General features: G+C 49.7%; 22 protein-coding genes. 8 read left to right on the top strand and 14 right to left on the bottom strand.

Going from position 1 to position 24,790, the window contains the following annotated elements:
- Positions 1–340: 340 nt before the first annotated feature.
- The 4 genes from ispG to DESTI_RS02350 form a co-directional block, all read right to left on the bottom strand.
- On the bottom strand, positions 341–1,408 hold the full coding sequence (gene ispG, locus DESTI_RS02365; RefSeq protein WP_014808368.1) for a flavodoxin-dependent (E)-4-hydroxy-3-methylbut-2-enyl-diphosphate synthase: 1,068 nt from the start codon (positions 1,406–1,408) through the stop codon (positions 341–343).
- A 46-nt stretch (positions 1,409–1,454) separates the two neighbouring features.
- Entirely contained in the window at positions 1,455–2,498 is a 1,044-nt protein-coding gene (gene rfbB, locus DESTI_RS02360) for a dTDP-glucose 4,6-dehydratase (RefSeq protein WP_014808367.1), read from the bottom strand.
- Positions 2,499–2,824: 326 nt separating this feature from the next.
- The gene (locus tag DESTI_RS02355; protein WP_014808366.1) at positions 2,825–3,328 is read right to left on the bottom strand and encodes a dTDP-4-dehydrorhamnose 3,5-epimerase family protein; all 504 of its coding nucleotides are present in this window, start codon (positions 3,326–3,328) and stop codon (positions 2,825–2,827) included.
- Positions 3,325–4,053 (bottom strand): sugar phosphate nucleotidyltransferase, encoded by a 729-nt coding sequence (locus DESTI_RS02350; RefSeq protein ID WP_014808365.1) that lies wholly within the window; start codon positions 4,051–4,053, stop codon positions 3,325–3,327. The genes DESTI_RS02355 and DESTI_RS02350 overlap by 4 nt, the downstream gene beginning before the upstream one ends.
- A gap of 433 nt (positions 4,054–4,486) precedes the next feature.
- On the opposite strand from DESTI_RS02350, the gene DESTI_RS02345 reads away from it, so the two are divergent.
- Complete coding sequence (locus DESTI_RS02345) at positions 4,487–6,259, top strand: PAS domain-containing sensor histidine kinase (protein WP_041285894.1); 1,773 nt, start codon at positions 4,487–4,489, stop codon at positions 6,257–6,259.
- Positions 6,260–6,311: 52 nt separating this feature from the next.
- On the opposite strand, the gene DESTI_RS02340 is transcribed toward DESTI_RS02345, so the two are convergent.
- The gene (locus DESTI_RS02340) at positions 6,312–7,196 is read right to left on the bottom strand and encodes a D-alanyl-D-alanine carboxypeptidase family protein (protein ID WP_157212079.1); all 885 of its coding nucleotides are present in this window, start codon (positions 7,194–7,196) and stop codon (positions 6,312–6,314) included.
- 523 nt (positions 7,197–7,719) lie between these two features.
- On the opposite strand from DESTI_RS02340, the gene DESTI_RS02335 reads away from it, so the two are divergent.
- On the top strand, positions 7,720–8,574 hold the full coding sequence (locus tag DESTI_RS02335) for a PstS family phosphate ABC transporter substrate-binding protein (RefSeq protein WP_014808362.1): 855 nt from the start codon (positions 7,720–7,722) through the stop codon (positions 8,572–8,574).
- Between the two features lie 222 nt (positions 8,575–8,796).
- Here DESTI_RS02335 and DESTI_RS02330 read toward each other — a convergent pair whose 3' ends face one another.
- From DESTI_RS02330 to DESTI_RS28315, 6 genes are all read right to left on the bottom strand, one after another.
- Entirely contained in the window at positions 8,797–9,831 is a 1,035-nt protein-coding gene (locus tag DESTI_RS02330; RefSeq protein WP_014808361.1) for a DUF4331 family protein, read from the bottom strand.
- Positions 9,832–10,315: 484 nt separating this feature from the next.
- The gene (locus DESTI_RS28320; protein ID WP_014808360.1) at positions 10,316–13,270 is read right to left on the bottom strand and encodes an SUMF1/EgtB/PvdO family nonheme iron enzyme; all 2,955 of its coding nucleotides are present in this window, start codon (positions 13,268–13,270) and stop codon (positions 10,316–10,318) included.
- 21 nt (positions 13,271–13,291) lie between these two features.
- Positions 13,292–14,125 (bottom strand): peptidyl-prolyl cis-trans isomerase, encoded by an 834-nt coding sequence (locus tag DESTI_RS31350; protein ID WP_014808359.1) that lies wholly within the window; start codon positions 14,123–14,125, stop codon positions 13,292–13,294.
- Positions 14,126–14,310: 185 nt separating this feature from the next.
- On the bottom strand, positions 14,311–14,565 hold the full coding sequence (locus DESTI_RS30535) for a hypothetical protein (protein WP_014808358.1): 255 nt from the start codon (positions 14,563–14,565) through the stop codon (positions 14,311–14,313).
- A gap of 90 nt (positions 14,566–14,655) precedes the next feature.
- On the bottom strand, positions 14,656–14,781 hold the full coding sequence (locus DESTI_RS31550) for a hypothetical protein (protein WP_272913391.1): 126 nt from the start codon (positions 14,779–14,781) through the stop codon (positions 14,656–14,658).
- A gap of 151 nt (positions 14,782–14,932) precedes the next feature.
- Complete coding sequence (locus DESTI_RS28315; RefSeq protein ID WP_014808357.1) at positions 14,933–15,994, bottom strand: helix-turn-helix transcriptional regulator; 1,062 nt, start codon at positions 15,992–15,994, stop codon at positions 14,933–14,935.
- Between the two features lie 291 nt (positions 15,995–16,285).
- On the opposite strand from DESTI_RS28315, the gene DESTI_RS02305 reads away from it, so the two are divergent.
- From DESTI_RS02305 to DESTI_RS02285, 5 genes are read left to right on the top strand one after another with little or no spacing between them, the layout of a single operon-like run.
- A complete protein-coding gene (locus DESTI_RS02305; protein ID WP_014808356.1) occupies positions 16,286–16,741 on the top strand; it encodes a cache domain-containing protein in 456 nt (151 codons plus the stop codon).
- 5 nt (positions 16,742–16,746) lie between these two features.
- Positions 16,747–17,814 (top strand): efflux RND transporter periplasmic adaptor subunit, encoded by a 1,068-nt coding sequence (locus DESTI_RS02300; protein ID WP_014808355.1) that lies wholly within the window; start codon positions 16,747–16,749, stop codon positions 17,812–17,814.
- An 18-nt stretch (positions 17,815–17,832) separates the two neighbouring features.
- Positions 17,833–18,531 (top strand): ABC transporter ATP-binding protein, encoded by a 699-nt coding sequence (locus DESTI_RS02295; RefSeq protein WP_014808354.1) that lies wholly within the window; start codon positions 17,833–17,835, stop codon positions 18,529–18,531.
- A gap of 11 nt (positions 18,532–18,542) precedes the next feature.
- Positions 18,543–19,736 (top strand): ABC transporter permease, encoded by a 1,194-nt coding sequence (locus DESTI_RS02290; protein WP_237671463.1) that lies wholly within the window; start codon positions 18,543–18,545, stop codon positions 19,734–19,736.
- 12 nt (positions 19,737–19,748) lie between these two features.
- Positions 19,749–20,969: an ABC transporter permease gene (locus DESTI_RS02285; RefSeq protein ID WP_014808352.1), complete on the top strand. Its 1,221-nt coding sequence runs from the start codon at positions 19,749–19,751 to the stop codon at positions 20,967–20,969.
- A 585-nt stretch (positions 20,970–21,554) separates the two neighbouring features.
- Here DESTI_RS02285 and DESTI_RS02280 read toward each other — a convergent pair.
- Entirely contained in the window at positions 21,555–22,097 is a 543-nt protein-coding gene (locus DESTI_RS02280; protein WP_157212078.1) for a hypothetical protein, read from the bottom strand.
- A gap of 416 nt (positions 22,098–22,513) precedes the next feature.
- Here DESTI_RS02280 and DESTI_RS02275 point away from each other — a divergent pair, with 416 nt between their 5' ends.
- The gene (locus DESTI_RS02275) at positions 22,514–22,972 is read left to right on the top strand and encodes a hypothetical protein (protein WP_157212077.1); all 459 of its coding nucleotides are present in this window, start codon (positions 22,514–22,516) and stop codon (positions 22,970–22,972) included.
- A 158-nt stretch (positions 22,973–23,130) separates the two neighbouring features.
- On the opposite strand, the gene DESTI_RS02270 is transcribed toward DESTI_RS02275, so the two are convergent.
- Together DESTI_RS02270 and DESTI_RS02265 are read right to left on the bottom strand one after the other, a co-directional pair.
- Positions 23,131–23,661, bottom strand: coding sequence for a MerR family transcriptional regulator (locus tag DESTI_RS02270; RefSeq protein WP_014808349.1), 531 nt, complete (start codon positions 23,659–23,661; stop codon positions 23,131–23,133).
- A 602-nt stretch (positions 23,662–24,263) separates the two neighbouring features.
- A complete protein-coding gene (locus tag DESTI_RS02265) occupies positions 24,264–24,767 on the bottom strand; it encodes a hypothetical protein (protein ID WP_014808348.1) in 504 nt (167 codons plus the stop codon).
- Positions 24,768–24,790: the final 23 nt, after the last annotated feature.

The following is a 24,790-nucleotide window of genomic DNA, read 5'->3' as shown; positions in this document are numbered from 1 at the left end:
GAATTCCGCGTTAAGCGTAGAATCGCTTCCGTCCTCTTTTACGATATCCTGGAGTATCTGGATTTCCGAATGGCAGAACACTTATAACGAATGTCAAAATTTTTGTCTGATTGCGAAAAGCGCTTCTCGAAAATCGGTGGGTGCCGTGCCTCCGTGCCGGCACATTTTTCATAACAAATCAACCAGTTCGGCCCGGCAGAGACGCCGGGCCCTACCGTTCTTTATAAAGGGGTAGGGTGTTCAAAACGTCAGAAATTGTGTCAACTGCTATATAACAAAATGATTGTGGAGCAAACTTCTATTCTTTCTTAAAGAAAACCGTCTCCTGACGCGGAATGTCCTACGGTTCGCCGGTCATATGCCGTATTTCATCGAGAAGTGCTCTGAAAAGATCTTTCTCATCAAAGGTGCCGAGGATCTTTCCATCCTTGAAGATGATTCCTCGACCTTTTCCGCCTGCAATGCCGATATCGGCTTCTTTCGCTTCACCCGGTCCATTGACCGTGCACCCCATGACCGCAACTTTCAATGGCGTGCGAACTCCGGCCAGAGCCTTTTCCACTTTCCGAGCCAACCCGATGAGGTCGATTTCCGTCCTGGAGCAGGTGGGACAGGAAATTATCTCAACCCCTCGTCGTCTCAATCCCAGAGCGTTCAACAGCGAAAACGCAGCTTGTATTTCGTATTCCGGTGCAGCAGTTAAAGACACGCGGATAGTGTCGCCTATTCCATCGGAGAGAATCAGCCCTATCCCCACCCCGGATTTGATTGCACCCGGCAAGAGAGTTCCGGCTTCGGTTATTCCTACATGAAGCGGATAATCGACCTTCTGTGCCAGAAGGCTATATGCGGCAACCGTTCTCAGCACATCGGAAGCTTTCAAAGATATTTTGATCAGAGAAAAACCGGCTTTTTCCAAAATATCGACGTGGCTCAGAGCGCTTTCCACCATTGCCTCGGGAGTTGAGCCTCCATATTTGACAATCAGATCTTTATCCAAAGAACCTGCATTGACACCGATGCGGATCGGCACGTTTCGTTCAAGGGCTGCCTTCGTGACTTCACGAACTTTTTTCCCGTCTCGAATGTTGCCGGGATTCAGCCTGAGCCCGTCGACTCCTTGCTTGAGTGCCTCCAGTGCGAGCCGATAATCGAAATGAATATCAGCAATAATCGGAATGCTGGAGCCTTTCTTTATCGTGCCCAGGTTCCGGGCGGCATCCATATCGGGAACGCCGAGCCGCACGATCTCGCATCCGGCCTTTTCCAGCCTTCGGATTTGCCTCAACGTGGTTTTGGCATCCCGGGTGTCGGTGTTGGTCATAGATTGGACCGCGATAGGAGCGAAATCTCCTATGGGCACATTTCCAATGGAAATTCTTCTGGTTTTACGTCTCGGTAGGATCATAGGGATTGTTCACGGCCGATCTTGCCGGCTGTACTATTCCAGAGGTTCAGGACGATGTCTTTGTTGCGGCACCGCCCAAAGAACTGCCGTACCATTCCTCATAGTAATTGAGGTATTGGCCGCTCTTGATTCGCTGCCACCACATTTCATGTTCGATATACCATGAAATGGTCTGGTTCAGACCTTCTCTGAAGTCCACAAGAGGTTGCCAGCCTAACTCATTTCTCATTTTGGCTGCATTCATCGCGTATCTGCGATCGTGCCCGGGCCTATCCTTCACAAAGGTAATAAGCGAATGTGACTTTGACAAGCGATCCAGAATATGTTTCACGATTTCGATGTTCGGAAACTCTGAATCCGCTCCTATATTGTATACCTCACCGGTCCGACCTTTTCGGATCGCCAGATCGATGGCCCTGCAGTGATCCTGCACATGGATCCAATCCCGGACATTCAGTCCGTCTCCATAAACGGGAAGCTGAAAATCGTGAAGTGCATTGGTGATCATCAGAGGGATGAGTTTCTCAGGAAACTGATAAGGTCCGTAGTTGTTCGAACATCGCGTGATAACACAATCCATCCCGTACGTTTTATGGTACGAGCGCACCAGAAGGTCTGCAGATGCCTTGCTTGCTGCATAAGGACTGTTCGGGCAAATCTGGTTTGTTTCGCAGAACGGAGGATCGTCGAGCGCCAGCGAACCATACACTTCATCTGTGGAAATCTGAACGAACCGGGGAATCTTGTACTGGCGACATGCGTCGAGCAAAACCTGGGTGCCTCGAATGTTTGTGTGAATGAAGGCGCAACAATCCATAATGGAACGATCCACATGCGATTCCGCGGCAAAGTTCACCACCACATCCGGCTTTTCCGAGATAAGGCTACACACCATATCCGGATCGGAAATATCGCCTCGAACGAAACGATGGCGTTCCCCATACGAAGTAACGTCCTGTAAATTTTCCAGGTTTCCTGCGTAGGTGAGCAGGTCCAAATTGACTATGCTCACGTCAGGGTAGGACTCGAGCATATGAAAGACAAAATTTGAACCAATGAATCCGCACCCGCCTGTGACCAAGAGTTTCATCAACACCTCAGCGAAGTCAGTATCCTCAAGGAATGAAAATCAGGACAGGACTTCTTGCACGAGTTCTGCCCCGAATCCTGACTCAAGAATCTTTGACACACTTCTATTTCTGAACAGATTATGCCCTTAGCTAGGTTCCGAATTTGTAGAGGCAGGTCTCGTGCCTGCCCGTCCCGGATGGCCGGCACAGAGGCGGTCGCTACTGGGCACCCACACTACCCGATCTGCACTTGCTCTGATCCGCAGGACCAGGGACAGCCATTACCAGAATTTCTAACTGACTCTCAGATGAACTCAGGACATAATCTATTTCCGACTAATCTGACCTATCCGTCAACTCTGGACCAATCGTACGGAATTCCCCCAACATGCGGGTCAAGACGGTACTCGTCAGGATCTGTACGATTGTACGGTTCGGAAGGCACATTAACAACATATGCTTCGGATTCGCCTACACATTTCCACCCATGGTACACTCCCGCCGGAATCACCACGAGGCATGGATTGTGCTCACCCATGAAAATTTCATTAAGAGCCCCGCGGGTAGGAGAATTCTCGCGGTCGTCGTACAGGACAGCCTTTATCATACCTTTTATACAGGTGAACCGGTCAACTTGAACTGCATGATAATGCCACGCCTTGACGACTCCGGGGTATACGGTTGTCATATATACCTGGCCGAAACCGTTAAAGAAAGGATCGTCCCTCCGCATTATTTCCATGAGACGGCCACGTTCGTCGGGTATAACCCGTAGAGGGTGAATTATCACGCCATCGATGGGCTTCTTCTCCGGCTGCAGAAATTTCGTTCGAGTGATTTCCTCTGTCAAATCTTGTTTGCGCCTCCCTGAGCTACGAGGTTGGATGCTCTCAAAAGAGAATCGAAGGTTCCGGCATCTGTCCACCATCCGTCCAGAATGGACCAGCTCATGGCATTTCGGTCTATGTAGATGTTATTTACGTCGGTTATTTCCAATTCACCTCTTTGAGAGGGAGTTAAGGTATCGATGTAATCAAAAACTTGTCCATCGTACATATAGATACCGGTGACAGCATACGAGGAAGACGGATTTTTCGGTTTTTCCTCGATTTTTATCAGCCTGCCGTCCTGAAATATGGGTACGCCAAACCTCTGGGGGTCATCCACTTCTTTGAGAAGTATTCTAGCCCCCTGTTCCTGCTGCTCAAAATCCCGGACTGCATGGATGATATTCTTCTCTATGAGATTGTCACCCAGTACTACACAGATCTTGGATCGAGCGGCATGCGCCTGGGCAAGCGCCAAAGCTTCTGCTATTCCGCCTTCTCCTTCCTGGTATGCATAGTTGATCTGCTCCACGCCATACTGCTTACCATTTCCAAGGAGTCGAAGAAAATCACCCGGATTATTACCGCCTGTCACCACCAGAATATCCTTTATACCGGCCTTGACAAGGCATTCGATGGGATACGTTATCATAGGCCTGTTATAAACAGGGAGTAAGTGCTTATTTGTTATTTTTGTCAGCGGATATAACCGCGTCCCGAGTCCTCCGGCTAGAACAACGCCTTTCATCAGCCCCTCCGGTCAGAAGAACAATTAGCTGTAATCTAGCATTGGGGAGACGGGATAGTCAAACCGCAACAAAAAATTTCGCGTGAATACAAATCGGATCTCAGCAATGGAACATACCTTGGTGTCGCAAGCAAATGTCATTGCTGCTTCCACCTCCAGCAGCAAGGGGTGGAAACCGTTGACTTCCGTGCCAACTTGCGATAGCTACTGAAGTGTTGAATCGGAACTCTTCCAAGCGTGCGCGCCTTCTCAACGATGTTCGCGGGCGGGATCTCCTTTCTTCCCGAGTGAACGACCTTGCGGCCCTTTGGCCAGAATGTAGATTTACTTAACAATTCGTTGAGGATACAGTGTGAGGGTTTTAGCAGAGACACTTATTGAGAGTATATCTGATTGTGCGTGTCTCATTGGTGCTGACGCCAGAATAGTATGCATGAACAGTCGTTCAGTAAATCGGTTCGGCAATGCGGTGGGGCGGAAATGTTACAAAGCACTGGCCGGGCTGGATGATATTTGTCCGTTTTGTTCTTTTCAGGATTTATCCAGAGGTTACGGGGATCCCGTAATAGGGCAGGTGCAATCTCGATGCGGTTGCTCGTACCTGATAGACGTTAAACACCTTCATGACGAGCAAGAGGGGCTGGTTCTCGAAATTATCCGTACGGTCAACGATGGAACTCCGGAAATGATTGAGAAAAATAACCTATCGATGCGTCCCCCACTCCTCCACAAGCTTTCTTCGTTGCTGCTCGTGAGCCGCAAGCTTATGAGCAACGCCCCTTTTGCAGAAAAAATGGATAGTGCCCTGGTACACGTCATTTCCGGATTGGAGGGCTCTACACACGTATGGCTCGAACTTGACGACAAGGTCTACGGAGACAAACCCGAGGAAACAGGAACCGAGTTTGTCCAGGAAATAATGGTCGAGGGCAAGGTAAGAGGAAGACTGGTTGCTTCATATCCCGAGACTCGAAAACAGATCCCGGAGGAGACATATTTCCTCGAGGAGTCCGCAGGCCTCATCGGCAGACAAGTGGAAGTCTCGGATCTCTGGGCTCGATTGAGACAATCCGAGGAGCGATACCGCAAACTGGCCGGAAACTTGGCCAAAGAAATGTGGACGAGAACCGAGGCGCTTGCAAAGGAGACCGGGTATCTGGAAGGCATTCTCAGATGCTCGGAAGATATGATAATTACCACCGATCTTGACCAGCGTATCGTGGAGTTCAATCCCAGCGCTGAGAAGATACTCGGCTATTCCGCTGAGGAAGTGCAGGGCCGAAAGGTCACTGAATTATGGGTCGATCCGACGGAAAGAGATCGACTTATGGCCGAAGTCGTGCTCACAGGCGGCATCAGAAACTATCAAACTCAGCTCAAGACCAAGTTGGGCGAGACTGTTGAAAGCTCGTTGAGTCTATCCCTTCTGAAGGACGAGCAAGGCAGTATTCTCGGCACGGTGGGAGTGATTAAGGATGTCAACAAAGAAACTGCATTGCGTAAAGAGCAGGAACGTCTCACCCAGAATTACCGCGAAGCCATCCATTTTATAAATCACGAGACAAAGAATTCTCTTATCGTCATGGGAGGATTTCTCAGCAGGCTCCTGAAAACCGAGACCGATCCGGCTCGTCGCGATCAGATGCAAATCGTCTACCATCATTCCAAATTCCTCGAAGCAATGAGCCGGGACTTTCTCGTGATGGCAGAACTGGAGCACGGCGAATTTCAGGTGAGAAAAAGACTTATTCATAATTTCTACAAAGAAGTAATCTATCCCGCAATGATCGGCCTTAAGGAGCGCTATCCCGATTCGTTCCAAAGTTACGATGCAAGTATGGGAGGAGTTGGGGCAATAGCCCTTATGGGAGATCCGGCTCTCCTGGAAATTGTGTACAGGAATCTTTTCGGTAACGCTCTGAAGTACAGGGACCCGGAGAAAAAAGTGGCATACGGAGTCGAAGAGTATCCGGATCATTATCTTTTTAACGTGTGGAACGGCGGGCCGGGTGTGCCGCACGATCAAGTGGAAAAGATTTTTGAAAAATTCTACCGGGTTCATGACGAAACGACGCGAGATAAGCGGGGAACCGGACTCGGTCTCTATAATATCCGCAGGATAATTGAGGCGCACGGAGGCCGAATCTGGTGTGAGACGAGACCGGGAGAATGGGTCAATTTTCTCTTTGTGCTTCCCAAAGAATAAAAAAAGAGACTCCAAAGGAGTCTCTCACGTGCTCGTCAATCCAAAAGCTTCATTAATCCTGTGAAGCAACCCGGGCAGTTTTGGAACTGACAGGAGCTTTCGCTCCGGAAGTTTCTTTTAGGACCTTATGGTACAAGAGTCGAGTATCGCGAAAATGATCTGGGCTCCCCAGTACCACGATCAGGAATGCATTCCGGCCGGGAGTGAATTCAGTTGCCAGGCAATGCCCTGCACGCGAAGTGTAGCCGGTTTTTCCGCCCATGAGCGGTAAATTGTCGCGCAAGAGTTTGTTCGTGGTTCGTACAGGATATCCGTTCTTCTCTTTTTCACTCGCGAGTATGTGTGATTTTTTCAGGGACACCTCGCGGATCGTCGGATTTGAGAATGCTGCACGAGCAATGGAGGCTATTTCTCGAGCTGTCGATACATTGGAGTCCACATCCGGTTCTTCGGAACCATTGACGCTTATCTGATCCAAACCGCTGGGAGTGTAGAAAAGCGTCTTACGCATTCCGAGGGAACGCGCTTTCTTGTTCATTGCCGCAACAAAATTCTTCTTCCCGCCGGGGTACGCGCAGGCCAGAGTTTCAGCGCAATCGTTACCCGAGCCTATGAGAAGACCGTGCAGAAGATCTTTCACGGTCAGTTCGTCTCCCGGTCTGAGTCCCACCACAGATTTCGGAACCTTCTTTATATTTTCCGGCACTTCCAGCTTTTTATTCATGGGAAAATGATCGAGAGCCACCATGGCGGTCACGAGCTTACTTAAGCTTGCTACCGGTAACTGCTGATCGGCGTTTTTGGAGTGCAGGGTTTCATTGCTCCGCAAATTTACGCAATACGACGCCTTGGCCTGAATGCCGCGGGGCTGGGGTCGCAATTTCTTTTTGACACTATATTTCGCCTTCTTGGGTTGGGTGACATGTTTCTTTACCACTGAAGACTTTTTTGTTTGCGCTCCGTTAACAATGCCAGGTGCTTGGAGCGACAAAAAAAACAAAACCGTAAGAAATCCCATAAAGAAGGTGCGGCTTTTCCTTAAAATCCGCGAGGATATCCGCATAAGCTTGCTTCTCCTATCTGATTCCAGTGGTTATTTTTTGTTAAGCATTTCCATTACTTAATAGGCTATTCTATAGCACAGTTTGACCGGTTTGAAAAGCGCTTTTTTACGCTTTCACTTGAACAGCGCCATAATATACCGGTAATACGTCATTTTACGTTGCCATAAAGTAATAGGGGGTAATTCGATTTCGACTTTCCCCATATGAGCACATAACCGCTTGTGCATAAGCTTGGCATTCCGGGCAAAAGGTTCGTCAACATACTTTTAGTGAACAACTCATAATGTACTAACCTGGTCACCCTACGCTCAGATAGCAAAATTGCGGATTCCATCGGATGTCGAACCATTTTTTACTCTGAATAATAACTGCGTCGTTTTTATAAAGGAGAATTTCATGTTGAAAGCACGTGGACTTACCATTCGTTGTCTATTTTTGATTACGTTTCTGACAGCTCCGATTTTATCGTGGGGTAATGACAACGCTCCGCTGCAGATTAGAGGTTCAAAGTACATGTTTTTCGCTATGACGGATCTCGCAAGGGCCTATATGCAGCGTAATCCTGACAAAAGCGTGGTGGTTGATGAAAGCGATCATGAGGCGCTGAAGGATCTCTCTGATAAAAAATATGATGCCATTGCCATGCTCGGGAAACTGGATGAAGACGCACAGGAGGAAGCTGAGGACCTCGGACTGCGATTGGTCGAACAAATAGTTGGGTGGGGTGCGGTCACGCTCGTGACCCATCCGAAAAATCCCGTAACAGAATTGACCTTAGAACAGGTGCGGAGAATTTTCTCAGGAGAATACAATAACTGGAATCAAGTCGGCGGGGACGATGAACTCATTACCACTATGACCCGTGACGAGAGTGTCTCGGGTACTGAATTGTTTTTCAGCCAATCCGTACTCAGGGGTTTTCCCTTTGCGCAAAAAACCGTGAGAGTTTTCGATCATGATATCGTACGGAAGATCTGGAAACAGCCCGGCTCCGTTGCAGACTCCCGTTATACTGAAGCTATTCGCGGTCGCATCAATGGATTTGTGAAGATCATTGCGATTAAGAATGATGAGAATTCTCCCGCCGTCATGCCGACTCCCGAAACGATCCAAAGTCAAGCGTATCCACTCGCGGCCCCTATGACTCTCTATTTCAACAGTTCCAACTACGGCGACAATTCAAAGCGGTTTGTGAGTTTCTGTTCGAGCAGGGGACTGCTTAACCCTATGGCATCCAGAAGAGATCACTAATACCCATTTGCGTTCAAAATCCCCCCATTCCCCCCTTTAATAAAGGGGGGGCAGAGGGGATTTTCGTCTAACTTTGAAAGCAAATCGGTATAGTACAAAGCGCTATCATACGAGTAATATCGGAAAGCCGATCGGTTAGGAAAGACCGAGGGGATCACTGATGTGGCAGTTGTTTGTTGCTGCAAATTGTGCCACATCAGGGCTTGCACGTCGAAGATCCACCTATGCGGGGGGTGGGTCAGGATGCTCGTGCGGCGTGCCGAGGTAGGGAAACTCAAAAAGCAGGTCGGAGTGCGGCTTGAGCCCGTCGGTTGGGATCTTGCCATGAGAGAGTATGGAGAGGCGGCGTGCGACGACGTGATCGGTGAGCAGGCGGCCGTTGGGATACCCGCCAGGCTTGGAGGGATCGAAGCTGAGCATATCGGGCAGCAGTCCTTCAGCATCGATCGCGGCTCTGGCTTCTTCATCGGAGTAGTCTCCCACGTGCTCCAACGAGTGCACGGCCTCGTCGAGGAACCGCTCCCGGTCGTGAACAGGCTCGCTGCGGTCGAATTCCGGTTTGACTTCGTCGGTGAAGAAAAAGTTGGCGAAAGTCGGGTGTCCTGCCCGATCCACGGGAATGAGCTCGCCATCACGTCGTATGCTCACCCGTCCCCAAATGCGCACTCTCGGGTTGGCGCCCAAAAGGCTGGTGGGCACTTCAAACGCCATGCTGAACACGTTGTAGTTCGCGAACAGGTCTTTGCCGGTCCAGCGATTCGGGTCTGGAGACCCTTCGAGGCCGGTGAAGTTCTTGCCTCCTTCGTGGTCGAACATGTTGAGGATTCCCGCGAAGTCGATGAAGAACGCATCACTCCGCAGTCCGAGGAAACACTTGTAGGGCCCTGACGTGAAGACGCGCGGGTTGGAACCGAACGACACTTCGATATCCTTGAAAATCAGTTCTCCGGCAGGTTCGGCTTGGCGGGCATCAGCGCCTTTAGCCAGATACACGTTCGCAAGCTGCCGGTTGTCTCGCCGCTCGGAAAACACCAGCACGAACGAGATATCGTTCTCCGCGTCACTGTCATTATCGATGTTAATCCGATATACCGCGTCAGGGTGGAACTCGGCACCCTTAGCGAACGAGTTGCAGTTAAGAATGAGGACCGTTCTGGACGGGTCCGTGGGTACTTGAAAGGCATAGAGATCGGTAAGATCGAGTCGAGTGTCTCCCTCCGGGGGTCCGAGGTTCAGACCGGTAAAGTGATTGGACATGGGCATTCCTCCCTCGTTATATAATCGGCGTTTCACTTCAGGCTGCGTCGTTGTGCCACCCGATGGAACGCCTATAGTTGTTTTTGATGCGGGATAACGGGGAAGGATTCGGATCGATGGATTCCTTATAGAGTCGTGATCGGAATGCGAATTCCTCGAAACGCTCGATTTGGTTACGCTGGAATTATGTGGCTTATATCAACTACAGAGTTAGTGTCCGACTGAAGATAGAAATATTGGTGGGTGCCGTGCCTCCGTGCCGACACATCTTCAATATGACCAATGATATCGATAGAATGGACCGGCAGGGACGCCGATCCCCACCAGTATCTTGTATTGGAGCATGAGAATAAACGTCAGAATTATTGGCAATCACTATACCAGCCGCAATCCCGATCACGTCGCGCTACGTCCTGTACGTGAACAAAGAGAAGCGCCGCATGATTGCGGTGATATTATATCCCCGGATGAAGGACCGGCAGGATCAGGTCCAATCCGCAGGTTTCGATTTCTTGTCCCTATCGGGCTCAGTCGAGGGTTCGGGTCGAGATTCGGGCTGTTTAAAAGGTCCTCTTATCACGGTATCCATAACGGAAATCCCCAAGAATCCCGGATTTGCACGGATTGAGTACTCGTATCCGTCTCGCACGAAAACAAGCAGAGGTCTGGTTCTCTCTCTTTTTGTTATCGCTGTCATAGCCAGAAATCTGTCTACAGTAAGGTCTCGTGCCCCGTCGTATTCTATGATCACGTCCCCTTTGGAGAGCCCGGATTTCCTGGCATCAGACTTTGGTGAGAAGTTAAGCACCAGGAGTCCCTTAACTCCCGGTTCCGGAGAAGGTTTCGGCTTCTCCGTTACAGTAATCCGAGCAGGTTGTTTGCTTCGTTCTTTTTCTTTGGCTACTGCTGTTGCTGCCGCTCTCTGGTCCTGACCCGGAACCCATTCCTTGGTCAAGAAGTCACTGGAAAAATGGAATGGCCGCACCGGGTTGGCCAATTCAATGGCAACTCTGAACCCGCTGTTTTGAAAAGAAGATTCAGGTCTTGCCCAACCCCGGAATGCGCATCTGAGATTCACGGCGCCAAAGGTCCATTCACCACCCTTCATCGTGCGGAATTCACCGTGCCCGGGGCCTTCAGGATCGATTTCAGGACTGAACCGGTAATAGTCTTCACCGTAATAGTCTCTGACCCACTCCAGGGCGTTACCCGCCATGTCGTACAGGCCGTATCCGTTCGGTTCATAGCTCCCCACAGGAGAAACAAACTTGTGCCCGTCATCTGCCGTACGGTCTCGCCATTCATAATCCGTGCTCTTGTCGGCATAATTGGCTCGCTGGCCGTCGGGCAACTGGTCGCCCCAGGGAAACACCGACATGGGGAGCCCGCCTCTGGCTGCATATTCCCATTGTGCTTCCGTAGGCAGCTTGTAGGGGAGCTTTTCCTTTGCTGCGAGCCATTCCACGAACGCCTGAGCATCATTATACGAGATCATCACCACCGGTTGATCCCGCGTAATCGTCCAACCAGGGTCTTTCCAGGACGATCCTTCCTTCTTTTCGAACCTCCTGGTTCTGGAATTAAAGATCTGCCCGCCTTTTTCATCCTCCGCGTCGGTGACGTACCCGGTTTCGTCCACAAATGCCTTGAATTGAGCAACGGTCACTTCTGTCGCAGATATGTAGAAAGGCCTGGACATTCGCACCTTATGAAAGGGGAACTCGTTTTCCAGAGAAATAGGCTGTCCTTGTGCCAGAGTAGTCATTGCCCAAGCAATATCGGTCTCGGAGCTTCCCATGACAAAGCTTCCAGCAGGTATCCTGACCATATTCATGTTCAGGGAATTCTTGAATGACTGAGTGCCCTTGTCCGAAGCGAGGTCGATGAGAGAGGTAAGAGCATTCTTAACAAAAAACATCGGATCGTCCGGGTTGGATTTCGCATTCTTGTAGCCGGTCATGTCTTCTACGAATCGCCGGGCTTCCAATCGTTTTCCACCCGCCACCATGTCTTTCACTTTTTCAAGCAAAAGCTTAAAATTCTCGTTGCTCAAAAGGTTTTCATCTGTCTTTTTGGCCTGGGACAGCTCTGCTGCAGAAGCTAAGGCGCTCACTCGAAAGCCTGACATATCGGTACAAAGTTCCCGGTCCGCTCCGAACCGGAATGCGTTTCGTGCAATGCCTGCATCAAAAGCCCAGTTTCCACCCCGGACAACTTTCGTTTTACCTGTCGCCGGACCTGTCGGATCGAAGACGCTCTGGCTGGAGCGGCTTTCGTAGAGTTTTGGATCGTAATAATCCGAGCATGCTTCCCAGACGTTCCCCATCATGTCATACAGCCAGAATCCATTGGGTTCGTAACTCCCGACAGGGGCAATTTCACCATATCCGTCGTCTACTGTCCGATCGGCCCAGGGTACCCGAGCATTCCGATCTGCGACATTAAGTTTTCTGCCATCAGGGTAATCGTTTCCCCAGGGGAAACGGTCCCCTTGCTTCCCGCCTCTGGCGGCATATTCCCATTGAGCTTCAGTAGGCAGAGTATAGGGACGCCCTTCCCGCTTGCTGAGCCATTCGCAAAATGCTTCAGCATCCGCATGCGAGACGAGAGTCACCGGAAGATCGTCCCATTCCTGAGATCCGGTAGTGCGCCAGGAGGCTCCGGGTTTTTTCGTCCAATGCTTTTTTGAATCGTCGTATACCCAGCCCCAGCCCTGCTTTTCGGCAACGGTCCTATACCCGGTTTCGCTCACGAATTTCTTGAACTGACCGACCGTGACCTCGTACTTTCCCATGAGAAACGGTCTCGTAATCCGAACCTTATGAGCAGGGCTTTCCGACTGAATGACACTTTCCTCCACAGCCCAATCGTTCTGTATTCTGCGGATTTCCGCGGGTGTGCTTCCCATCATGAATGTGCCGGGACGGATCGCCACCATTCGCATTCCCAGAGAGTTTATGATTTCACCCGGTGCGGTGGTTTGTTCGGCACTGTTGACTGAGGTACGTTTTGTATCTTGCAAGAGTTTTTGGAGCTGATCTTTTTCATCCGCAGTAGCGGAAACGACAAAATTCTTCAGAGCTCGTTCCAGGGAGAGAGCGGCAAAATCCCATTCATGTCTTTGGAGCCGCAGTTCGGCGAGCCTCTGCTCTGTCTCGAATTTGTCGCGATGGGACGTGTCCTCTGCAGGACCGGTCGGTGTCCCCCGTTTCTGAACTCCGGAATTACGCTTTCTGGAAGAAGCTGTTCCTTTATGATAGCCGTCCAGGTATGCCGACACTGCTTCATACAATTTTGAAGGACTAACCGGAGTATCGTCTTGGCTACCGTCTGCCTTCGGCTTCGGTTCGCCGGCTACTATCATTGGTGTGCAGAAAACAAGAAGCGCAAATAGTACTAACGTGCGCACGAGCATTTTGCTGAGGCCCGGTATCGGCATGAATTCCCCCGGAAATGAGTCTCACTTTATCACCACAGGAACACTCTGTTTGACCTGCTCGGTGAGTTGCTTATGAATTTCAGCATTCTTCTGATCTTGAAGCCGGTTCTTAATCATGGCACGGACCTGCACGAAAGAGGGTGTCTCCGGTGTCCGCCGGTCGTCCACTTTCAGGATGTGCCAGCCGAACTGGGTCTTGACCGGTCCGCCAACTCCACCCTTGGAGATCTTGAACAGGGCATATTCGAAGGACTTCTCGAACGTACCTTTCGGAAGCCAGTCTCTCCCGTCCTGAAGCTCAAGTTTTCCACCTCGCGCAGCAGCGGGATCTATGGAGAATTTCTTCGCTAATTCAGCGAAGTCCTTACCGGATTTTGCCTGCTCCAGAACTTTGTTCGCCTCTGCTTCGGTCTTCACGAGAATATGGCGTGCCTGAACCTCTTCCGGTGGCTTGAATTCCGACAGGTGTTCTTTGTAATAGCTTTCCAGCTCCTGTTCGGAAATTTGAGGCAGCTTTGCCATGTGCCGCCGGAAATATTCTCTGGCGAGATATTCGGTTTGCGTGTAATCCAGTCGAGTCTTTATGGCAGGCTCTTTGTCCATTTCTGTTGTTTTTGCCGCCTCTGCAAGCAGCATAAAGGACACGACCTCATCGAGTATCTTCTTACGGCCGTCAGGAGTCAAAAACGGAACCCGGTTTTCCTCCGGAATGGTTGCGATAATATTGTCGAGCATTTGCCGTGTAATCGTATGATTCCCCACAGTTGCCAGGACGTCTGTCGGTTGTTTTTCTTGGGCGTAACCTGGAACGCTTATGAGTGTGATAAACAGCAACAGAAATCCGATACGTTTCATTCTTACCTCATTCAGAAGTCCAAAACGATTATTGCGCTTTCCCGACCACATGCCGGGCGGACTGTATTTTACCCCGTTCGGGTCCATCGAAAGCAGTGAGACTATATGCGAGGATCTGAGGAAAAGCAAGACTGCGGCCTGAATAGACGAGACTTCCGGTAAGAGAATCGGCTGGTGAAATGAGGTTATTCCGGATCTTTCGATTCCGATGGAGATTCGCGTTCCGTGTCGGTACTTACAAGCTGGAGACGAGGTTTTGCACCGGACCGCTGTTTGGAATCGAAATTCGCCCTGGCCTTTGCCACGAGTTCGGAGAATTTGACAAAATCCGCGGGAGTAAGCTTGATCGAGCAATGAGGCAAATGCACGTGCACGATGCCTCCCGGGCATACCGTCACGGAGCCGTGTTCTGAAGTGGCCAATATGGTTTGGTCGTCCACGATCGTGTTCCTTATCCAGTTCTTATCACCATTTTATGTTTCCCGGGTTTTGCTTGCAAGACAATTCGGCCTGGCAGGTCAAGGGGCGGCTTAGTAGAGCTTGACGACCAGCGGATGGGGAGTACGTGTTCGGGTAAGCACCGACGTAGGATACCGTGACCAACTGGAACCGCATCGATCCAGTCGTTCGACAGCTTCGCAGACGATGCGGTTCATGAATTCACCGCATCTTACGCGAGCTGACACACATCGGAGCGATGGTACAGGGAGATTAGTTCCTGGCTGAGTGCCAAGAGCGGAACAATGGACGGGAAATTCCTGCTGAGAAAGGCGAAAAGCGCGACAGTTGCTTGAATTAACAGAGTTGTCATGCTCTTGGCGGGAGCCAAGGCAACGGCATTTCACGGCAGTTACGGGTTCGACGGTACTGACTGGGGGGAATTCCGAACGATTTCCTAAACGCGGCGGCAAAGTGGCCAAAAGAATTGTAGCCAACTTCAAGCGCAATCTGTGTGACGCTCAAATCGCTGCCTTCGAGGAGTGCTCGTGCCTTTTCCATACGCAGTTGACGAACATATCCGAAAACAGTGTTACCAAATACTTCTCGAAATCCGGCCTTGAGCTTGAAATCGTTCAGCCCTATCCGACGTGAAAGCTGGAAAAGAGCGGGGGGATTGACGAACTCAGCTTCGAGTATGCTTTTGGCTCGATAGAGCCTCTCGGTTTCCTGGAGATTGCGAATCACTTTTGCACCCGAAACGTTGCCGGAAAACTCTTCCAACTCGTAAGCAATCATCTCCAACGCTTTACTTTCCATGAAGAGTCGTCTTGCCACTCCTTCCAGCGGACATTGGAGGATCTGATAGGCAAGATATTCTCCAGTTGCTGTAAGATTCTCTTGAAGGCAGTCGTGAGCAGAGCTGGACGATGACAGAATATGGCGAAGCGGTCCAGCTATCATCTCGTCATATTCTCCGATCAGTTCCCGTATGATCTGTTTTGTAATTTGAATCCTGAACATCCGATGTCTCTGACCACCGGCCAGCCTGAGAATCCATTCTTTGCCTTGGACCACACTGACCATATTAATCCGCGAGCTAATCCTCGCTTCTGCAGTAATCCCTTTGCCGTCTATTATGCCCCTGGTTCCTGAAGCTTCGATAAGGCTGCCGAACGCGACGGCCGGTTCACTCAATTGCAGTGATAATTCTGTATCCTTAGCGAGGTACAGGTCGACATAAGAAATCGTTAAACCTGGTCTGAGGATATATCCGTCCGAAATTCCCCACATTTGCTCATGCTGTATCGAGGCGCGGTATCTCCCCAATGCTCCCATTTCTTGTGGATCTACCCACCCAGCTTCTTGGCTGAATTCGATCAGATCGAGGAAAGACATCTTGAATCGCAAGCTTCGGCTGTTCAAACCCATTATCCCGACCTCCTGGCTGCGATATGCATAGCGCGGCGATTAGCGCGAGCTTTCAAGCAGTAAGTCTTAGCGATGTACTCAAGAAAATCGATGGATATGAGCAATCCCCCCACAGCAATTCAATTACACACATTATTTTACAGTAAGATCCGGATGGGGACAAAGAAAATCCCGCTACGAATAGCATCGATTATTGGCTCGATCTATCATTTTGTTAAGACGCAAACAAGGCCTGATAAGTTAGACACAGTCTGGGAAGAATGTTCTTTGGAACAATTTAAGGAGGGATTGATGAAGTTCTTTACCTTTGGAATCACGTTCGTCTTGTGTGTTGTGTGCATTGGCGTTGTGACTGCTGACGATGCGGCAGACGTCAAGGCATTGGTGGAAAAAGGTGTGGTCCTTGTGAAAGAAAATGGGCGGGACGCTGCAATCAAAGTAATAAATAATCCTAAGAGCCAATTTGTCAAAGGCGACGTTTACCTTTTTGCCGGTTCCTTGGATAACGTTACCATGCTCGCACATCCATTCGCTCCGCAGCTTCTGGGAGTAGATCTGACCGCCCTTAAAGATCCCAAGGGTAATCCGTTTTTCGTCAAATTCAAACAGGTTGCCGAGACAAGTGGCTCAGGCTGGGTCGAATATACCTCTGTCATCGCCGGAACCGAGGGGGCGCTGAAGAAAGCATTCATCATGAGGGTGCCGGGGGAACAGATGTACATCGGAGGCGCGTATTACCCGAAGTAGCTGAGATGAAACGCAAGACAATAATAGTTCTTGTAGCGGCTGTTGCAGTAGCGCTCACACTTGTAGCCTTCTATGCGAACAGCGGAATCCAATCGCCAAAGCAAGAAGAGAAGTTTCGCATCGCAAAGGTTGTGCGGCGCGATCTCGGTGCCTCTGTACAAGCCACAGGCATAGTCAAGGCAATGGTGGGTGCTGAGGTAAAAGTTGGGGCGAGAACTCCGGGCAAAGTGGTCAACTTACCTATTAACGTGGGAGACCGTGTCGAGCAAGGTCAAGTGATAGCGACCATCGAACAAGACGATCTAATCGCACGGGTCCGGCTTCAAGAAGCCATCCTCGCAGAGGTCAAGGCCGAACATTCGAGACTGGCCAAAGATTTTGAGCGAGATAAGCAGCTTCATGAAACGAAATCCATATCCGTTCAGAGATATGACTTGACCGAGGCTCTTCACGAGATAGCAAGGGCAAGAGTGCTCAAAGCTCAAGCAGAGCTGGATGTCGCAAAGGCTCAGCTTTCGTATGCCACTGTAGTTGCTCCCATCAAGGGAACAGTTGCCTCAGTGAATACAGTTCAGGGTGAGACAGTCACCACAGGGCTGACTGCTCCCACGTTCATCAAGATCATCGACTTGGATCGCCTGGAGGTGCTTGCTTACGTTGACGAGAACGATGTCGGTAATGTGAAAGTGGGACAGGAAGCCTCCTTTACTGTAGCTGCTCATCCCTCAACGGACTTCAAGGGTCGGATAACGTCAATATATCCGTCCGCAACCATTCAGGATAACGTGGTTTACTATTTGACTTCCGTGAGCGTTGACAACCGCGAAGGCAAGCTCATGCCTGATATGACAGCAAATGTGTCGATCTTTCTTGATCGGCGCAAAGGGGTGTTGACTGTTCCCAATCAGACCGTTCAGCGAGAGGGAAGCAAGAAATACGTTTATGTCCTGCACAATGAAACTTCGGAAAAGCGCTATGTGAGCACCGGATGGAAAGATTCTTCATACACGGAGATACTCGACGGATTGAAAGATGGAGAAACAGTGACCATAGGCGATCCCGGCCGCAAATGACTCGTGTGGAGGCAAGTGATGATAGAAGTGAGGGGCCTTTACAAGACGTTTAACAAAGATAGGGCTGATGTCCATGTGCTGAAGGATGTTTCCTTGACGATCGACAAGGGAGAATTCGTTTCGATTATGGCTCCATCGGGCATGGGCAAGAGCACTCTGCTCAACGTTTTGGGATGCCTGGACCAACCGACTTCAGGCTCGTATCAACTTGATGGCGTTCCAATCCACGATATGAACGACGACGAACTCTCTGCAATACGCAACAAGAAAATCGGTTTTGTCTTCCAGTCGTTTCACTTGCTCCCAAGAATGACAGCCTGGGAAAACGTGATTCTGCCGCTCCTTTACGGCGATGACGATTCAAACATGAAAGAAAAGGCTGTTGAAGTGTTGACTTCTGTGGGGCTCGCCGACCGTGTCGATCACCTGCCCAAAGAATTGTCCGGTGGTCAGCAACAACGGGTAGCTGTCGCCAGAGCCTTAATAAACGACCCTAGCATCATTCTGGCGGATGAACCCACCGGAAATCTGGACTCAAGTTCCGGAGAAGAAGTGATGAATATATTCAGAAAGCTGCACTCTGAAGGGGTGACTCTGGTCGTCGTGACCCACGACATGGACGTGGCTCTGCAGGCAGACCGGCTGATTCAGATGAAAGACGGCAAGATCTCCGGGGATAGCGTGGCAAAGGGTGCAGCGCCGGAGGTCTTGAGATGAGACTGTCATGCATGGCAAAACAAGCGCTGGGAGCAATGACCGACAACAAGAGTCGGACGTTTCTTATGATGTTGGGAGTAATAATTGGAGTTGCCACTCTCGTCGTGATTGCCTCGGCGGTCCTGGGAGCCAGGGCAGACGTGATGGAAAAGGTTCAAAAGTGGGGACCAGAGGGGATCTATGTCGTAGCTGGAGCGGGAAGAAAGCCAGGCGTGCCCCAGACTATTCCGACTACACTGAGAGTTGAAGACGGTCAAGCCATGGAGTCCGAGATTTCCAACATAAAGGAATGGATCCCCACCATCTTTCGCAGGGATTTCCCGGTGAAGCACGGGAACAAAAGCGCTTTCGGCATCCTTGGCGCAACCAATCCTAACTGGCCGTCAATCTGGAGCACACCAGTAGTGGCCGGAAGATTCTTCTCTGACGAAGATATCGAAAAGGTCGCCCGGGTGGTGGTGCTTGGGCCAAAGATCGCGAGGGCCCTCTTCGACGACGAAGACCCGATTGGAAGAACAGTCATAGCCAACAATAACCCCTTTGAAGTTATCGGCGTGATAGAGGAACGAGGCACCTCAGCCACAGGATTGGACCTGGACAGCAGAATGATCATACCCCTATCCACCGGCCAGAAGCGTGTCTTCAATCAGGAATATCTTGTCATGATCAAGATCGTCTTGCACGACCCATTGCGCACTTCCGAGTCGGTCGATGATATTCGAGCATTACTGAGAGAAAGACACCACTTGCAGAGTGGCGTCGAAGACGACTTTACTCTAGTGACTCCAATACAGACCAGGGATTACGTCTCAAAGATCTCGGGGACGTTTACGCTGTTTCTTGTGCTGGTTTCAGGGATATCGCTCATAGTGGGAGCGATAGTCATAGCAAATATAATGTTCATAGCAGTAGACGAAAGACGATCCGAGATTGGCATTCGTAGAGCTGTCGGGGCAGCGAAAAAGGACATTCTGACGCAATTCCTTTTGGAAAGCATATGTATTGCATTTGTGGGTGGCATTGCGGGCACACTCGCGGGCCTCGTTGCACTGAAAGCCGTATCAACCTTTATTAAGCTGCCCTACGCGATTATGTGGCAACCGATTGCATTGGCTCTGGTGAGCGCTGTCATTGTGGGTCTTTTCGCAGGCATCCAGCCGGCCCGAAAAGCCGCAGGCCTAAACCCCATTGAGACACTCAAGTAGTGGCCAACGCCGGTGAAGCACTTTCGAGGCACCAAGATTGCTCTGAAATCCCTTACGGCACATCCGTTACGAGTGGGTCTGGCAATTTTAGCCATTATGATCGGAGTTGCCTCGGTCATTGTCATGATCGGAATCGGGAGAGGCGCTGAAGTCGATATTCGCCGCAAGATCGAAGCCATGGGCACCAATCTTCTGGTAGTAAATGCTGCCCAATCGCGAGCGGTAAAGGGTCAGGTCGGCAAACTGGGAATCATGACTACATTGGTCCTCAAGGACGCTGAAGTGATATCGGAAGAGTGTCCGTCGATCAAATGCGTTGCACCGGCTCACTGGAAAAAGATTGCCGCGAAATATGAAAATATTAGCTACAGCACGCGTATAGTCGGCACGGTGCCAGCTATTCAGGAAGTAAAGAATACATCAGCCGAATCCGGCACTTTTTTTGATGACGACGAGAACAGGCTGATGGCGCCGGTGGCTGTGATTGGTCCCACTGTAAAGGAAAAGCTTTTTCCGGATCGAGATCCCCTGGGAGAGTCGATCAGAATAGGGAAAGTGCTTTTCCAGGTCATTGGCGTGACGGCTCCAAAAGGGGTTGTCTCAGGAGATGACGAGGACGACCAGATATTTGTCCCTTTACGTACCGCTATGAATAAGCTCATGAATGTCACGTACCTGAGCACCATATTCGTGGAAGCCACAGGATTTGAGAACGTACGGGATGCCGAAGTCGAGATACGGACCATCCTGCGAGAGCGTCACAGACTTCATGATGGGAAGGACGATGATTTCACCATACAGAATCAAGCTGACGTTATAGAGGCTCAAAGTGCCACTGCCAGGACATTCAGTCTCCTCGTCGGGAGCATTGCGTTAATTTCTCTTGTGGTGGGAGGAGTAGGAATACTCGGTGTAATGCTCCTTTCAATAAGGGAGAGAGTCGGAGAAGTCGGAATTCGGCGAGCTGTCGGCGCCAAGCGAAGCGATATACTAGTTCAATTTTTAGTGGAATCATCTTTTCTGGGGGTAGCTGGAGGCATTGCGGGAATACTCTTGGGGATCGTCACTTCGCTCTCTGTTAGAGCGCTCTCTGGGATGCCAGTGGTTTTAGCTGCCGAACACGTCGCTCTTTCTCTTGTTTTTTCAGTCGTTACAGGGCTCGTTTTCGGTGTTTACCCATCCTGGAAAGCAGCCGGCATGGACCCCATCAAGGCACTGACGTCGAAGACCTAGCCTTGTGGTGGAGAGCACATCCCCCAACGTCATATCTATAGCATTTCTTTAAAGTTCTATCGAATTATCTAAAAAACAAAAAGCACCAAAAAGTGCGGCAGCCTGGTGATTATGCTCGAACCGGAGAATGGTAGATAGTGTTCATTCATGGTATAGAGAAGCTGTCATCAGCATAAAAGATCTTTGCTCTGGCACTGTAATTCGTGACGATGCAATTCCATCACTCCTCTGCAAGAAACGGACACTTCCTTCGTTACAATCAACGTAATAGACTTCTGGTCAAAAATAGCGATTGATTGGAGATTCTGTGTTGTCTGCATTACCACAGCACCCGCGCCGGTTCTTTCTCCTCTGTTGAAAGCGCTTTTTAGCCGACAACAATTCAAAAATAAACAACAACGAGCAGGACATGTATTCAGGATAACTCCTGACGGAAAGGTAAGCTACTACACACACAACAGCCAAGAAATTCGAAAATTCGCTTTATGAGCCTCAGTCACATAGATCGATTGAGTCTCGTGTAGTCGAGTCAATCGCATGCTCTGCAATCGATGGGGTTTCATCTCATTGATGTATCCTGCGCGATTATGGGTTTTGCTCGTTTACTTCCATATCAGAAGAAGTAGTACGGCTGGCCAATTTTCCTTGTGACACCAAGCCGATCCAATGATGCAGTTGCCAAAAAAAGATGATTTGGATAATTGGTGTGGAATACATACCGAAAGAATAGCCCCAGTGAATTTCGACAATCGACCTGATCATCAATATTGGAAAGGCCAAAAAACAGGCAATGTTCATGCCTACCCGTGCGCCGAGAACAATGAATCTCTCAATGAAATCCCGGGCATCTCCCTTTTCGTTAGCTTTGAAGCAGAGTTTCAAGCCCACATATAAAATTATCATGCTGACGAGCCATTGCACTATCGATCCTGAAGCAGGACTCCATGGATCGCGCGGCCCCACAAACAAGAAGATGGGGCAAATTACTACTAGCCAAGAGGCAATGACATTAGGCAAGTTTTCCTTTGACATTCGATCGGCGATAAAATCTTCCGCCACTCGGCGCACATTCCATCCAAACATTGTAAGCCCCTCTTGATTGTATTTGCCAGGTAGAGCCGGTTCCATTTTCCATTCTTATTCGAAAAAAGATCTTTTACAAAACAAAAATGCTCTGCAAAATCACCGAAAACTGAGTCCTTATCAAAAGTATACAAAATGATTTTTCATTTGACATGTTCCAATCGTCGCGTTTAGACTCACTCTCATCGTCTAGTTGCCAGCAAAAGACGAATTGCTTTGCCAGAAACTTATTCGAGAGGCTCCTCTATTCTTCCGCCATGCGGAAGCCCCTCGTTTGTTCTACTCGGGCGCAGTGAGACTGGGTCCAGCGAGGTATCGGGTTGCGATACATACATGTGTTTCAAATTATTATTGGTCTTTTTGTGAGCTTCATATGTGCAAACGGATTAGGCCTAGCAAATGACGTGTCTTTGCCCTTCTATAAGGAGTGGTTGGGAAATCGTTGGGGCGAGCCTCACCTTTTGACAAAACTATTTATCATGAATTTTTGTGCCACAATATTGGTTGAATATGTGGTTATCTTGCTGTTCTTAAGGGCATCAACAAAGGCGCTGGCAGGTCTTGCCATCTGGGTTTTCTGTGTTAACGCGATCACGAACCCGGTCGCACAGGTACTGATATTATCCTTGGATCAAGGATTTACGGCATATTTATTGCTGACTGCAATTAGAGAATTCGATATCGTGGCGCTTATAGCAGCTCTATTCGCATCCGGAATATTGGTCTTAATCGAAGGTGTGACCATATTGGTTGAGTACAAAATCCTCGTGCGGGTATTCGGACGAATGTATGGCCGTAGAACAATCGACAAGCCTGTCTTCGCACGACAAGCGTTGATAATGGTCATTGCAGCCAATGTGGTAAGCTTCTGCTCAGCATGGATCATCAATCTGCCTTGGATAATTAACATGACGCAATAAGGTCTGGCACTAACATTCCGCTTCATGACACTTTTGTCATTGCCGGAATATTGGAATTTCTTTTCAGAAATTCCAATATTCCGGCAAATAATAAAAGTTCTTGAGGTGGGGTTTGGGGAGGAACTTCTTACAAGAAGTTCCTCCCCAATTTCCTTATCTTACCCCTCCGCCGACATACTCAAGGACCTAATTGCCTGGATCTCGTCTTCAGGGATACAGAGGAATCTCAGGAATCGTTCGTGCTTTTCAGGCGAGAGCCTTTCGAATTCCACGTGCCACCGGACCATCTCCTCTTCGGTGAACCCTGAAGCTTTCAGAAGAGACACCCAAGTCTGCTTGTTCATCACGGTAATACGTTCCAACAAGCTGTTGTTCTTGAGCAAGCCTATAATGAAATGCTGCTGCTCCCGTAGTCGTCGGACATCTTCGTTCAGTTCGTCAAGCCTGCGCTCCAGGACTGATACCAAGCTGTTTTCCGGAGAATCCAGCACTTGCTTGATGTCTTCCAGCCGCAAACCCGCCTGACGATACGTGCAGATCTGTTCCAGGCGCTTCGCATCTTTCTCGGAATATACTCGGTAATCTCCCTCTGTCCTTCCTGAGGGATTCAGCAAACCGATAGAGTCATAGTAAAGGAGAGCACTCCGCGACAGATGAAATCTCTTTGCCAATCGCCCGATCGTGTACATGGATCGCCCTCCTGCTTGAGCCTAAGAGCTTTCAGCGTCTATTCGGTTGTCTAGACAGATAGCCAAAAATTCTGATGTTTACACCAAGCTTCAATACAAGATATGTGCTCGGGACCGGCGTTTCGAGACTGTCTTAAGACTCTCGAATGCACAACAAATCGTGCCACGAGTCTACATCCGAGTAGGGGCAGACCTGTGCGTCTGCCCTCATTTGGGCGGACTCGCAGGTCCGCCCCTACAATCAGGCCCAAAATGGTGAGAAAATACGTGCCACGACCTGAGATAAGTTACGATTTTTGAGACAGTTTCTCTCTGCTTCTCTGCCGGTCTTATGTTGATGTCATGGATTATATTTGAGATGTGCCGGCACGGAGGCCGGCACCCACCAATACTCCTGTCCTCAATCAGACATTAGCTTTGGCAATGGCTCTATGCATAGGCAACTACGGAAACGTGTCATCGGAGAGCATAACAAGTCTCTGCTTCTATTCGGGAGATTGCTTCGTCGCTCCGCTCCTCGCAATGACACGAGATTGTCGTTTCTGCCCAAAAAAACCAAAATCTTCCGCCTCAAAGAACAAAGAATTGAAGAATACCTCTTCTCACCCATGAAGTGCCGGAGGCAATGAACTCTTTTTGAGCATTTCACCGGTGAGGCAATAATGCTCCAGTGCTTTGAATACAAGCCCCATTCTCGTCACTTGAGGCTCCCCGGTATGATTTTCAATAACCGTATTCCCTTTGGGAGTCAACCCGGTAAATGTCATGATCCACGAGATGTTAGTCGAATTTGTCCCGGACTCGCTCAAAGAAATGTCGAGTTTCATGATGTACGCTTCCGGACTGGTCACAACGAACTGAATGATGTACCGTTCCGGATCGTATGCGCTGACGGACCAGATCTCTTCAAATCCCCGTGGAAAATTGGTGGTGAACACGCAATTGTTCTCTGCGTATCCGCTTTCCGAATAGATCATCTTGCACGTCCAACCCTCGATCCATTCATATTCTCTCACCGGACACAAAAGCGGAAAGACTTTCGACGGCGCGGCCGAAATTGTATGCGTGAATTCCTGGGTTACTCGCCTGGCTCGAAAATCAGTCATGGTTTGTCTACCTCAATATTTGT

This window comes from Desulfomonile tiedjei DSM 6799, assembly GCF_000266945.1.
Classification (GTDB): domain Bacteria; phylum Desulfobacterota; class Desulfomonilia; order Desulfomonilales; family Desulfomonilaceae; genus Desulfomonile; species Desulfomonile tiedjei.
This window is presented reverse-complemented; position numbering and strand designations above follow the sequence as displayed.